Source organism: Arthrobacter sp. AZCC_0090, assembly GCF_014207375.1.
Taxonomy (GTDB): domain Bacteria; phylum Actinomycetota; class Actinomycetes; order Actinomycetales; family Micrococcaceae; genus Arthrobacter.
On the sequence record NZ_JACHEE010000006.1, the window covers coordinates 264,484 to 277,139 of the forward strand.

A 12,656-nucleotide genomic window follows, 5' to 3' on the forward strand; every position below is an offset into this window, starting at 1 on the left:
GGACATCCTTTCTAGAGTGGCGGGGGGCGCTTCGGGCCTCTCGGTGGCTCCGCTAAGCGGTGCCCACGCGTGTGGGCCCATCTGATTTAGTGTCTTCAAGGTTCGCTCGGACGCGCTCAAGGATGTCTGTGATCGCCAGCATGTCAGCGTGTGAATGAACGGGGTGCTCAAGAAGACCCTCGCGCACGGCCCTGCCGATGGCACGGATCATGGGCACGTATCCGTTTCCCTCGACCTTGTACTCAAGACGTTCGGGCTCCATCAGAGCAGAGGCGATCCCTCCACGGTGAACAGTCATGGACCTCGTGGCCCAGAACGGCGCCTCTAGCGTGATCCATCCATCGGTACCGTTCACCGAGGCGCTCGGTTCGATGTACTCGACCATCGAGCTGGCCAGTTGAGCAAACCGGCCGTGAGGGTACTCGACGGTCACCCGCTCAGCCGTATCCACGCCGCTTGCGTGCCACATGCCGGATGCCGAGAAGGATGCTGCTTCTCCGAGCAGCATCCGAGCCAAGGTGAACGGGTAAATGCCCTGATCGAAGAGGGCGCCGCCTCCGAGATCGGCACTCCACCGGCTGCCCACCCCGGCCGGAAACGGGAGCCCGAAGGAGGCCCTGACGCTTTGTACCGTTCCGACGGCACCGTCTTCTACTATCCGGAGGAGATCTTGGACTACCGGACTAAACTTCATCCACATGGCTTCCATCAGGAAGAGTCCGGCATGTTTGGCGGCGTCAACCAGGTCACCGGCCTGGGCTGCGTTCGTCGCGATTGGCTTCTCGACGACGACGTGCTCACCGGCCTTGAGGGCGGCGCGGGCCAGGGCATGGTGTGTGGCCGGCGGGGTCGCTATGTAAACCAGTTCGACGGTGTCATCGGCGAACATGTGCTCGGCGTCGCCGTAATGCGCGGGGATGCCGAGCATATCCGCGAAAGCAGCTGCCCGGCCAGCATCCCGGGAGGCCACGGCGACGGGCAGTGCATTTTCTGCTGCCTGCAGATCCGCTGCGAAGAAGTCGGCGACTCCTCCGGTACCGACGAGTCCCCATCTGAGGGGATCAGCGGCGGCAGGCCCCTCGCGCCCGGTTATCGTAGGACCTTCCTGCCGGATCGAAGTCTCGGCAGGAAGGCCCTGCAGTGGGTTCCCCCGATCGGACGGAAACCTCCTGTCGGGTGTGGGCTTCTCCATGTTCGGACTACTCCTTACTCTGGGATCTTCTGTAGCGAACCGGGCCTGAAGCGAACTGGGGCCTGCCGGCCCGCCGGGGAGTTAGCCAGCGGCCGCGAGCAGCTGCCGGCGCGCCTCACGGCGCTCCCGCTGTCGGTCCGGGTCCGCGGTGGGGGCGGCGAGTAGCAGCCTTTGCGTATATTCGTTCTTCGGGTTGTTTGTTACCTCCGCGACCGGTCCCGTTTCCACGAGCTCGCCGCGGTACATCACCGCGACCCGGTGGCTGATATGCCGCACCACGGACAGGTCGTGGGTGATGAACAGATAGGACACGCCGGTGCTGCGCTGAAGCTCGATGAGCAGTTCGAGCACCCGTGCCTGCGTCGTCAGGTCAAGGGCCGACACCGGTTCATCACAGACGATGAGCTTGGGTTTAAGAGCAACGGCCCGCGCGATGGCTACGCGCTGGCGCTGGCCACCGCTGAACTCGCGGGGATAGCGCTCCGCCGCGTTCGCGGGCAGCTGGACGCGGTCGAGGAGTTCACCTACCCGCTTACGGGCTTCGTTGGCGTCGACGCCCTGTGCGATGAGGGGTTCGGAAAGGATGTCCGCTATTTGCAGCGCCGGGTTGAGTGACGTGTATGGGTCCTGAAAAACCACCTGGAGATCCTGTGCGAGGGGACGCCGTTGACGCTGAGGCATACGCGTGATGTCCTTGCCTCCGAAGACCATTGAACCTCCGGTGGGGGCGGCCAATCCCAACACGGCACGCCCGAGGGTGGTCTTTCCGGAGCCGGACTCACCCACCAGACCCAGGGTTTCACCGGGCGCGATCTCAAGCGACACGCCTTTCAGAACCTCAGGCGAGGGCTTCCGGAATCCTCCTCCCGGGTATCGAAGCCGTAGGTCCGAGACGGTGAGCAGCGCGGTCATAGTGCCTCCTCGTGGGTTCGCGCCGAACCCGGCGCGGGGTCTGTGCGAACGGTTTCTTCGTCGAGGATCGACGCGATCAGTTCTCGGGTATAAGGATGCTGGGGCTGATGGAAGATGGACCGTACGTTCCCGGATTCGACCATCTCGCCTGAGCGCATCACTAGAACGCGGTCGCAAAGGTCAGCGACGACGCCGAAGTTGTGGGTAACCAGCAGGACGCCCATGCCGTACTCGCCTTGAAGGTCGCGGAGCAGGTCCAGGATCTCCGCCTGAATTGTGACATCGAGTGCGGTCGTCGGCTCGTCGGCGATCAGCAGCTTCGGTCGTCCGGCAACTGCTCCGGCGATGAGCACACGTTGGGCCATTCCACCGGAGATCTGGTGGGGATAGGACTTGAACGTGCGGACCGGATCTGTGATGCCCACGCGGGCCAGCAGTTGGAGCACCGTGTCCTTCGCTTCGCGCCGCGACATCCCCGCTGACAGTCCTTCAACCAGCTGGCTACCGATCGTGAAGGACGGATCAAGGTTCGCCATCGGCTCCTGTGGGATATAGGCAATGGCGCTGCCGCGCAGTCGTCGCATAGCTCCGGCGTGCTTATCCAGAAGCGACTCGCCCGCGACGGCCAGAGCATCCGCGCTGACGGAGGCCTCCTTGGGGAGCAGCCCGAGGACCGAAAACGCGGTCTGAGTCTTACCTGACCCCGACTCACCCACCAGTCCAACGATTTCGCCTGGAGCAACATCTAAGGAGACACCCCTGACGACAGCTTTCTCGGAGCCGTGTGGCTGCGGATACTTTACCCACAAGTTGCGAACGGTGAGTAGCCCGCTTGTTGCATCCGCAGCCGGTTTGGAAGACGGAGTATCTGAGACTGCAGGTTTGATGACGGCCTCACCGAGAAGGCGGCGGGGGCGGCGCTTCACGGTGGCCTGGGGCGCGGCGAGTGCATCGCGGTATGCGTTCCCGAGCAGCACAAGGGAGCCATTCAGCAGGGCAAGGAAGCCCGCCGCCCACACCAATTGAACCGGCTGGCTGTAGATGTTAACGAAAGCGTCGCTGGTCATAGCACCGAAGCTGACCTGGGCAGCCCCGAAACCCAGGAAGGCCAGACCTGCTTGTACGCCGATGGCAGCGCTTGCCAGGAAAGCCGCGGAGATGATGATGGGTCCGCGTACGACGTAGAGCACGTGACGGGTAAGGATCCGGCGGTTGGAAAGTCCCGAGACCCGTGCGGCGTCAACGTAGAGTTCGTTCCGTACGCCGACTACAAGGTTGCGAACGAGCCTAAAAATGCCGGGTGCCAGGAAGAATCCAAAGATGACCATGGTGGACTGGAACGTCCCGCCGGTCACAGGGAAAAGGATGATGATGAGTACGAGGGAGGGGAAGGTCATGAGCAGGTTGAAGACCCATGACGACACAGCGTCGGTGCGTTTACCGACGTAGCCTGCAATGAGACCGAACCCCACACCTACCATAAGGCCGACTCCCGCGCCTATGAGTGCGGAAATCAGCGAGACGTTAATCGAGGAGAGGACGCGGGCCCAGATATCTCGGCCGTACTGGTCGCCGCCGAAAGGCCATCCGGGGGTGCCCGGCGGGGCGTTGACATGCTGGAGGGAGCTGAAGGTCGGGGGATGCGTATTCAGCACCGGTTCGAGTAGGCCCAGAACTATCAGCGAAGCGAGGATGAAGAGTGCCATCACCCCAAGCGGTCTGCGCAGCAGCCTTCTTAATGCGCCGGCACGTTTCGCCGGTGCGTCAGCCTGTACGACCGTTTCGATATCGGTGGTGGTCATGAAGTCCTCGCCTTGGGGTTGAGCCAGCCGGCCGCAATGTCGACGAGGAGATTGACCACGACGACCAGACCGACACCAAACAGGGAAACACCGAGCATCGCGGGCAGGTCACCCTGGATGGTGGCGTTGAACGCGTACGTCCCATAGCCGGGCAATGCGAAGATCTTCTCAATAAAGAGGGCGGCGCCGAACATCCCGATGAATTGCAGTGAAAAGGTGGTGAGCGCGGGGCCGGCTGCATTTCGGAGCGCGTGCTTGAGCAGAATTGAGCGCTCCGAGGTGCCACGGCTTCTCAGGGTGCGCACGTACTCACGGCCGAGCTCATCAATGAGAGAGCCGCGGACCTGCGCCGCCATTGCAGCGATCCCGCCGATGCACAGGACGACTGCAGGCATGATGATTGAAAGGAACCAGGCGCTCGGCGATTCGGCGAAGGGTACGTATCCGATAGCGGGTACCCACTGCAGCTGGATTGCGAAAATGAACACCAAGAGGATTCCGAGGACGATTCCGGGGAAAACGAAAGCGATGGTTGAGATTCCCTGAAGTATCGAATCGATGATGCCGCCACGTGCTGCCGAGGCGACCCCGAGCGCGCAGCTGACGAGGATCGTGATGATCGAGGCAACGACAACAACGGAGAGCGTCACAGGCAAGCGGGCTGCTAGGGCTTCCGCGACTGGTTGGTTGGTGAAGTAGGACGTTCCCAGATCGCCGTGCAGGGTGCTGGTGAGCCACCTGAAGTACTGTTCGAAGATAGGTTTGTCGAGCCCGAGCTGGGCGTTCAGCGTTGCGATTTGTTCGGCGTTTGCACTATTGCCAAGCAGATTGCGGGCAACGGGAATATTGGCACCGTAGGTCAAGAAGAATGTAAATGCAGTGACCACGAAAATCAGAACAAGGCCGGCGCCGATGCGCCGCAAGAGGAAGATGATCATAATTGCTCCAGGTGGCGGCGCGGGGGGACAAGCCCCGCGCCGCTGTGTTGGTGGTGCTACTTAGAGTCCGCCGGCGCGTACGGCTTCACGTTCTGCCCGTAGCTCACAGGCGGCGTGTACTTCACCTTGTTGCTGGCGACGTAGTACCCGCTCGTGGAATTCAGAGGCGCGTTCCACGATTGTTCGACGAGATAGTTGTTCACGGCACGGAAGGCTGCGCCCTGATCCGCCTCAGAAGCTGAGTTGGCTGCTGCTAGCAGCTTTTGCAGCTCTGGTGTCGTGTTCTGGTTGGGGTTAAAAATGCCGGAGAGGCTAGCCTTAACATCCTGTGCGTCAGAGCCGCTATATCCGTTGTACATGAAGAACATGCCATAGTTTCCGCCGAAGACCTTCGGATAAAAGTCCTGGAAGGGGACCGTTTCCCATTTCACCTTTATTCCGATGTCGGACAAGGACTGCGTCAGCGTCGACTCGAAGGTAGTCGATACAGGTGTGCTGGGCATCGTGACCGTGAATCCATCGGCATAGCCGGCCTCCGCCATCAGCTTGCGGGCTTTATCGAGGTCGAACGGAGTCTTGCTCAAGAAGTCCTTGCTGAAGGCCTGGCCGCTCGGGCTGAAGACCTGGTTCGTAGGAGCGGATCCCGGCCCTGTCAGGTTTTTCGCGATCGAATCTCGGTCAAAAGCGAGGTTTATTGCCTCGCGGACACGCGAATCCTTGAGTGCGGGGACCAGCTTTCCTTCACGATCAACAATCCAGAGCGCGCCGAACGCGGTCGCCTTGTTTTCCCCCGTAGTGAACTGGCTCTGAGGGAACTGCGCCACAGTCTCTTTTGTGCCGGCAGCTGGCAAAACATCGAGCTGACCGGACCTCAGAGCGTTCTGCGCGGCTGTGGCATCAGGGATAACTTTTACTACGACCTTCTTGAACGGGTAGGCTTTGGCATTCCAGTTACCGTCGTTGCGTACCAAGGTGTAGGTGGAGCCTACTGTCGTCTGCGACTTATCCAGGACGTAAGGGCCGGAACCGACGGGCTCCAGCTTGGAGCTTTCCGCCGTCAGTACCTTGGTCGCGCCTACGGCACCGACGGTACTGGCCAAGCTGGGCAGCAGCGCGGCGTCCGGTTGTGACAGAGCAACAACTACTGTTGAGCCGTCGGTGGCCTTGACAGATGTAACCGCTGAGAGGTTCTGCGACGTTGACGCTCCCTTGCGCGCAACCTCAAGGGAGGCTACAACGGCCTGAGCGTCTACCGGGGTGTCATCCGTAAACTTCATCCCTTTTCGGATGTGGAGGGTCAGCTGGGTCCTGTCATTGTTGTATTCCCAGGTTTCCGCGATCCCGGGTTCCACCTTGCCGTCAACGCCGAAACCCAAAACGTCCTCGTACACCGAATTAAACAGCGTCGCATCGCCGCCGGACCAGTTTCCGATCGAGAAGTTGGACGGCGGTGCGGTTATTGCCAGCTGCAGCGTCCGATCGACCTGGGCTGCGTTGTTCTGACTACTGCCGCCGCCTGATGAGCAACCAGCCAAGGTAAAGGCCGCGACAATTGTGACGGCCGCAGCTCGTGTAGCGAGCTTCGTTCTCATGGGACTCCCTTGTCATTCGAGTTTAGGTGCCTGTTTCTCGCTTCGAGAACGTCCGTCGGCGGAAAAGGTGGCACGTGACACTCAGCATAGACTGGTACGTGTGATTAAGTCCACAGCAGTGGCTCAGTCGCCGATATCCTCCGTTTCGGCAATCATCAAGTCCTGTGTCGGCAGAGTTGAGGGACGCAAAGGCTGAGTGGCCTGATGTCTTGAGTGTCACGCGGCACTTGTGCGACTATGTTTGGATTGGCGCCAAGGCTCTTGCACCCAGTCGATCCGGCCGTGGGCTTCCGAAAACGAAAGGCTCAAAGTCAATGAAGACCATCATTCTCATGTTCGACAGCCTCAACAGGCATATGCTCAGCCCCTATGCCGATACTTTCGTTGATGCGCCGAACTTTGCCCGCCTGGCCAGCCGGACAGTAACATTCGACAACTTCTACGCCGGGTCAATGCCTTGCATGCCGGCGCGCCGGGAACTCCATACCGGTCGTTACAACTTCATGCATCGCAGCTGGGGACCGCTGGAGCCCTTTGACGATTCAATGCCCGAGATGTTGAGGAATGCGGGCATCCACACACACCTTGTTTCGGACCACCCGCACTACTGGGAGGACGGTGGGGCTACTTACCACACCCGATATACGACCTGGGAGTTCTTCCGGGGGCAGGAGGGAGATCCGTGGAAGGGTGTGGTGGCGCCCAGGGGTTTTGTGGACGGACACAGTCAGGATCGGATCAACAGGACGTACATGCCAACCGAGGCCGAGCACTCGCAGACGCGCACGGTGGAAGCCGGCATCCACTTCTTGGAGACGAACGCTGCGGCGGACAACTGGATGCTCCAGCTGGAACTGTTCGATCCGCACGAGCCTTTCTTCGCTCACCAGGGCTACAAGGACAAGTACCCTCACGAATACGATGGTCCGGGGTTTGATTGGCCGGGCTACCGCAAGGTCGTCGAGCCGCGTCCACAGGTTGAGCATGCCCGCTATGAATACGCCGCGCTGGTGTCCATGTGCGACAAATCGCTTGGCCGGGTCCTGGACATGATGGACGAACTCGACTTGTGGAAGGACACCCTCCTCATCGTCAACACGGACCATGGTTTCATGCTCGGGGAGCACGGCTGGTGGGCTAAGTCCGTGCAACCCTGGTTCAACGAACTGGTCCACCTGCCGATGTTCATGTGGGATCCGCGGAACGCGGCACGGGATACCCGCCGCGGGGACCTGGCCCAGACCATCGACATTGCCCCGACCGTCCTGCGATGGTTCGGTCTGGAGCCGACACCGGACATGCAGGGCGACGACCTCGCTCTTGCACCCGCTGCCGCCGCCGGGAAAGGTCACGAAGGCGCGCTTTTCGGCATCCACGGCGGTCACGTGAATGTGACTGACGGGCGGTACGTGTATATGCGCGGTGCTGTGGACCAGTCGAACGGGCCGCTGGAGGAGTACACGCTCATGCCAACCCATATGCGGGCACGGTTTTCTGTGGCTGAACTCGCCGCCTGGGAGCCGGCCGAGCCCTTTTCATTTACAAAGGGAGTCCGCACAATGCGGACGCCGGCCCTCCCGACGTGGACCAACCCTTGGCAGCACGGCACCCTGCTGTTCGATCTTGCTGTTGATCCCGCTCAGGGCCACTCTATCCAGGACGACGCAATCGAGCTGCAGATGCTTCGACTGCTGGCCCGGCGGATGCATGAGTCCGAAGCGCCCAGGAGCCAGTTTGACAGGCTCGGGATGCCGTACGATTGCGAACCTGACGCGACGCATCTGCTGGTCCGGGAGCAGGCAGCCCGCGCCGCCGAAATAGGCGCGCCTTTACCGCCTATAGATCATCTGCCTGCCAAGGAGCTGTTGGTCAAGCCCTTCCTGGAGCTGCTGCAGCTCGATGGGGTCCGGCCTCTGGCCGAAAAGCACTTGCCTGGTCTTGTGAGCACGGAGATGGTGTCGGTGCCGCCAGGCATGAGTGTTCTCGACATGGCTGCCTATGCGGCAGTAACCGCCCAACAGCTGTGCGACTTTGCGCAAGCACTCGGCGGACTTGTTGTTCTACCTGTTGACTTAGCGGGATCTGCTCAACGATGACGCGCTCCAACGATGAGGGCCACGAATCTATGCACCACATGACGGACGGGGATCAGCATTTCGAAGCTCCTGCGCTGAAAATGAAGAGCGGTTTCCCCGGCCCTGGCACCAGTCACGATCGCAGCTGCTGCGCACCGTCGGCCAGGAGCCCGCAGGTGATTGAGTTGCAAAGGCCGGCGCGACTCACCGCTGAAGGGCGCAGCCTAGATTCGACCGGCGGCATCTATGGCAGCGCGGCGGAGCAGTCAGAGGTCGTCGTGGCCGGCGGCGCGTTTCTGATGGGCGATGCCTTCGGCGAGGGCTATTCGTCGGATGGTGAAACCCCGGTGCACGAAATGCGGGTGGACTCGTTCCGCATGGACGCGACCGCTGTAACAAACAAAATGTTTGATAACTTCGTGCAGTCGACAGGGCATCGAACAGAAGCTGAGGTACACGGCACCTCAGCGGTGTTCCATCTGCTCGTCAAGGCACCGCAGTCCGATATCTTAGGGGGGTGGCCAGCGCGCCTTGGTGGCTTGACGTCCGCGGGGCGGATTGGGCGCATCCGGCGGGTTCTTCCTCGCACTGATCCGACGTTCCCGACCATCCCGTCGTCCACGTGTCTTGGAATGACGCACGGGCCTACTGCACCTGGGCGGGCCGGCGGCTCCCGACAGAGGCCGAATGGGAGTACGCCGCCCGCGGAGGCCTTACCGGCAAACGGTACGGTTGGGGAAACGAGCTAAATCCTGATGGTGAGTACCGGTGCAACATTTGGCAGGGCAGGTTTCCCACTGTGAACACTGAAGAGGATGGATTCCTCGGAACTGCACCCGTGAAGTCTTTTGTCCCCAACGGGTATGGGCTGTACGAGACGGCCGGGAACGTGTGGGAATGGTGCTCGGACTGGCACCTCCCCGATTACTACCGGACGTCGCCGAAAGAAAACCCCGCGGGCCCGGTTTCGGGATCCAGACGGGTCATTCGCGGGGGTTCATATCTCTGCCACGAGTCTTACTGCAACCGATATCGGGTCGCCGCTCGAACGTCCAACAGTCCGGAATCTTCGAGCGGAAACTGCGGGTTCCGGACTGTAGCAGACTTCCCTCACGCGCCACTGCTGGAAGCATCCACGCCCTAGCGCTGAGCGAGTTAACCGCCCACTGTGACCGAACCAGTGAGCTCCGGTCAGTCTCGGGCGGCGTACTCACAGCACCCTGGCAACAGCGGTGCCGCCTGATCCGGAACCTATCCTAAGTGGTGCCGCCCTGCACCAGTCGGAAATGGAGATTTGCAGACTCCGAGGGTGAAGGATCGCCTCCGGCGAGCCGCTCTTTCAACTCCTCAGCAAGATCCCTTACGACGCCGCGGATGTCAATCTCTACTGTCGTAAGCCGCGGTGCCCAGAACTGGCCGGCAGCAATGTGATCCACTCCGATCACGGAGATGCTGTCCGGCACCGGGACACTCATTTCCCTGGCCGCTGCAAGAATGGCCAACGCGACCTCGTCATTGAAGCAAACGACGCCAGCCGGCTCGCCAGTGCTCACCACACTGCGCAGGGCCCCGACCGAGCCCTCTAGCGTCAGTGGGACATCGATGCGCCGGGGCACGGGCAACTGCCGGTCCCGGCAATATGCACGCAGCGCGGCGAACCTCACATCCCCGTAGGGGTCCGGGCGTGAGTCACTCAGCGCCGCAAACCAAAGAGCCCGCATGCCTCCCTGAAGCAAGGCATCGGCCTGGAACTGCCCGATTCCACCGTCACTGATCGTCTGCGAAGACGAGGTCCCGCGGACAGCAGGAACAACAATAGTCCCGGAATCTTCCAAGGCGGTGGTGTCGGCGCTGGAAAGGGCGCCGAAGTTCAACACGGCAAGAGGTCGCAACGCCCGCATTGCTGCGACAGTCTGGCTGGGTGTGGCGCTGGCGAAACCAACGACGACGTTGCCGCTGTATGGCTGTGTAAGTGCCACGACCTCATCGACGGCGTCCTGCAGGTTGTTGCCGAAAGTACTGTTGGGCAGGGCGATCACAATGGTGTCGCTTCGGCCCCGCACCAAGGACCGGCCGGCAGATGATGGCCGGTAATTCAACCTGGCGGCAGCAACGCGGACACGGTCGCGCGTGGCCTCCGGAAACCGCGCCTCGTCCCCGTTGAGAATGCTGCTGACGGTCGTCCGGGACACACCTGCCAGGCGGGCCACGTCTAGGCTCGTTGCAGGCCGTGCGACCTTCTCTTTGATGCTCATCTCCTAATCCTCCCATGATCAAACGGAAGGGGGGCTCGGATCATCCGGGGGAGTCGGATTGATCTCCGGCAGGGCTGCTGCGCCCTTGTAGGGAAGCTCGGCAGTGGTCTTTCAGGAAACGGGTACCTGTCTTGGTGCACAAATTTTCGTGACAGCCCCTCCTGGCTAGCAGGGCCGCATTTAGATCATCATTGCCGGCCTGTGGATGGGACCGTCGGTGTAGCGGGCAAGCCTAAAGGATTCGAGGGCGCGGTGTGTGTGTGCGTCCAGGGACAGGTCCGAGGCGATCTCGCCGAGGACCGGCCCGAGGGCAAGTCCGTGGCCGGCCAATCCGGTGATGATGGTCAGCCCGAGCGGGCCGGCTCCGCCGTCGATGATGGGCAGCCCGTCGGGGGTCATGTCGACGAGCCCTCCCCAATAGCGTGTTGCTCGGGCTCCCCGGATGGCGGGAATGACGTTGGAGAGCCGGTCCAACGAGTCGCGGACAAGGGGACGGTCGCACTTGGGCTCGGGGGATTCCTGTGGAACGAGCGCGGTGCTGAAGGTCGAAAGGTGCCGGATCTGCTGGAGGATGCGGGGGACATCCAGTGACACCTTGAGGTTCTCCCGGAACGACATGCCCCGAGGCAGCCAGTAACGCAGGCCGTTGAAGTCGGCGAGGGAGATGCCGTGGGCAACCTTGGCATTCAGTCCTGCGCTGACGACGACCTTCCCATTAGGCCTCTGTCGGGCCCCGAATCCGAAGGCCCGGATGGTCTGGGCGAAGAGGGGCTTGAGTTCCTCGGTCTCCAGTTCCGACATGACGACTGGCATGATCGGCACTTTCAGCCCGACGGTCGCGACCAGGTGCGGGGTCCAGACGCCCGCGGCGACGACGACTGCGCCGGCTTGGATGCGGCCCTCAGTGGTTTCCACGCCCGAAATGCGCCCACAGCTTTCCAGGAGTCGAGTGACCTTCACGCCGAACGCAACATGCGCGCCGTTCCGTTGGGCGCGGCCAACGAAGTGGGCGGTGCCCTTTTCGGGCTGACATTGGGCGTCGATCGGGCTCCACATGGCGCCCAAGAACGGGCCCGTCGCGCAGGGCATGATTTCGCGGGTCTGCTCGGCATCCAACAATCGCACGTTGGTAAGGCCGGATTTATGGGCCTCCTTGACCAGGCCCTGCAGGACCGGCAGTTCCTTTTCGCTCGTGCGGAAGTAGAGGTTGCCGCCGGTGACCATTTCGAAGTCGCCTTCCTCCGCGGCCTCGGTCCAGAGCTGCAACGCCTCCTGAGCGAGCGGGAATTCGGCGGCGTGGCGGCCCTGAACACGCAGGGATCCTTGGGCGCGGCCGGAGCCCTCCCGGGCCGGTCCGACTTCCTTCTCGAGCAGAACGACGTTGGCTCCGCGGGCGGCTGCTGCAGCCGCTGTGGCGGCTCCAGTGATTCCGCTACCGACGACGATGACGTCGGCAGTCTTGGGAAGGTTCATCGGATTGTCTCCTTGGTGATGGGGGGCGCCTGCAGATGCCACGGGTAAATGCCCCTGGCACCTGCAGAAGGTGACGGTAGCGTCTGGGTGGCAAGCTGCCGCGGCTCAGTCCGTTTCAGGGCTTGAGCAGTAGGGGCAGCCGTCATCGCATTCGGCGTCGGCCCGGGCGGCGGCCTGCGCTCGATTCTTGTTTTGCGCAGCCTTCTCCGGACAAAGACGTTGCGCTGCCATCACGCCGCCCCTTCCTTGCGTTGAGGGGCGGGAGCCTGTCCTGGCTTTTCAGCGGCCGCCCAAGTGACAGAACGGCCTTCGAAGGATGGCATGAGGCTGCCCTCCGGGATAAATTGCGGTAGAGGTGAGCCGGCGGTTTCCCACCAGCCCGCTGCCGGGCAGTGTTCCCCGGTTCGCATCACCCTT

Annotated in this window: 8 protein-coding genes and 1 pseudogene; 2 read left to right on the forward strand and 7 right to left on the reverse strand. The window is 61.9% G+C overall.

What is annotated here, in order from left to right; all coding sequences use genetic code 11:
- Nucleotides 1-52: 52 nt before the first annotated feature.
- From HNP00_RS12035 to HNP00_RS12055, 5 genes are all read right to left on the reverse strand, one after another.
- The gene (locus tag HNP00_RS12035) at nt 53-1,192 is read right to left on the reverse strand and encodes a Gfo/Idh/MocA family protein (protein ID WP_184739317.1); all 1,140 of its coding nucleotides are present in this window, start codon (nt 1,190-1,192) and stop codon (nt 53-55) included.
- 81 nt (nt 1,193-1,273) lie between these two features.
- A complete protein-coding gene (locus HNP00_RS12040) occupies nt 1,274-2,104 on the reverse strand; it encodes an ATP-binding cassette domain-containing protein (protein WP_184739319.1) in 831 nt (276 codons plus the stop codon).
- Complete coding sequence (locus tag HNP00_RS12045; RefSeq protein ID WP_184739321.1) at nt 2,101-3,906, reverse strand: dipeptide/oligopeptide/nickel ABC transporter permease/ATP-binding protein; 1,806 nt, start codon at nt 3,904-3,906, stop codon at nt 2,101-2,103. Before HNP00_RS12045 ends, HNP00_RS12040 begins: the two co-directional genes overlap by 4 nt.
- A complete protein-coding gene (locus HNP00_RS12050; protein WP_184739323.1) occupies nt 3,903-4,844 on the reverse strand; it encodes an ABC transporter permease in 942 nt (313 codons plus the stop codon). The genes HNP00_RS12045 and HNP00_RS12050 overlap by 4 nt, the downstream gene beginning before the upstream one ends.
- Before the next feature lie 56 nt (nt 4,845-4,900).
- Nucleotides 4,901-6,436, reverse strand: coding sequence for an ABC transporter substrate-binding protein (locus tag HNP00_RS12055; RefSeq protein WP_184739325.1), 1,536 nt, complete (start codon nt 6,434-6,436; stop codon nt 4,901-4,903).
- Nucleotides 6,437-6,750: 314 nt separating this feature from the next.
- Here HNP00_RS12055 and HNP00_RS12060 point away from each other — a divergent pair, with 314 nt between their 5' ends.
- Both HNP00_RS12060 and HNP00_RS12065 read left to right on the forward strand, forming a co-directional pair.
- Nucleotides 6,751-8,532, forward strand: coding sequence for a sulfatase (locus tag HNP00_RS12060; protein ID WP_184739327.1), 1,782 nt, complete (start codon nt 6,751-6,753; stop codon nt 8,530-8,532).
- 278 nt (nt 8,533-8,810) lie between these two features.
- Nucleotides 8,811-9,655 (forward strand): annotated as a pseudogene (locus HNP00_RS12065) (formylglycine-generating enzyme family protein).
- Nucleotides 9,656-9,767: 112 nt separating this feature from the next.
- On the opposite strand, the gene HNP00_RS12070 reads toward HNP00_RS12065, so the two are convergent.
- Nucleotides 9,768-10,766: a LacI family DNA-binding transcriptional regulator gene (locus HNP00_RS12070; protein ID WP_184739329.1), complete on the reverse strand. Its 999-nt coding sequence runs from the start codon at nt 10,764-10,766 to the stop codon at nt 9,768-9,770.
- 180 nt (nt 10,767-10,946) lie between these two features.
- Nucleotides 10,947-12,239 carry an FAD-binding oxidoreductase gene (locus HNP00_RS12075; RefSeq protein ID WP_184739331.1) on the reverse strand — a complete coding sequence of 431 codons (1,293 nt, stop codon included), beginning with the start codon at nt 12,237-12,239 and terminating at the stop codon, nt 10,947-10,949.
- Between the last annotated feature and the right edge of the window lie 417 nt (nt 12,240-12,656).

What these genes read in the sequence shown, in the direction of transcription:
- HNP00_RS12035 (WP_184739317.1), bottom strand. Translation starts at nt 1,192, where the DNA reads ATGGAGAAGCCCACACCCGACAGGAGGTTTCCGTCCGATCGGGGGAAC.
- HNP00_RS12040 (WP_184739319.1), bottom strand. Translation starts at nt 2,104, where the DNA reads ATGACCGCGCTGCTCACCGTCTCGGACCTACGGCTTCGATACCCGGGA.
- HNP00_RS12045 (WP_184739321.1), bottom strand. Translation starts at nt 3,906, where the DNA reads ATGACCACCACCGATATCGAAACGGTCGTACAGGCTGACGCACCGGCG.
- HNP00_RS12050 (WP_184739323.1), bottom strand. Translation starts at nt 4,844, where the DNA reads ATGATCATCTTCCTCTTGCGGCGCATCGGCGCCGGCCTTGTTCTGATT.
- HNP00_RS12055 (WP_184739325.1), bottom strand. Translation starts at nt 6,436, where the DNA reads ATGAGAACGAAGCTCGCTACACGAGCTGCGGCCGTCACAATTGTCGCG.
- HNP00_RS12060 (WP_184739327.1), top strand. Translation starts at nt 6,751, where the DNA reads ATGAAGACCATCATTCTCATGTTCGACAGCCTCAACAGGCATATGCTC.
- HNP00_RS12070 (WP_184739329.1), bottom strand. Translation starts at nt 10,766, where the DNA reads ATGAGCATCAAAGAGAAGGTCGCACGGCCTGCAACGAGCCTAGACGTG.
- HNP00_RS12075 (WP_184739331.1), bottom strand. Translation starts at nt 12,239, where the DNA reads ATGAACCTTCCCAAGACTGCCGACGTCATCGTCGTCGGTAGCGGAATC.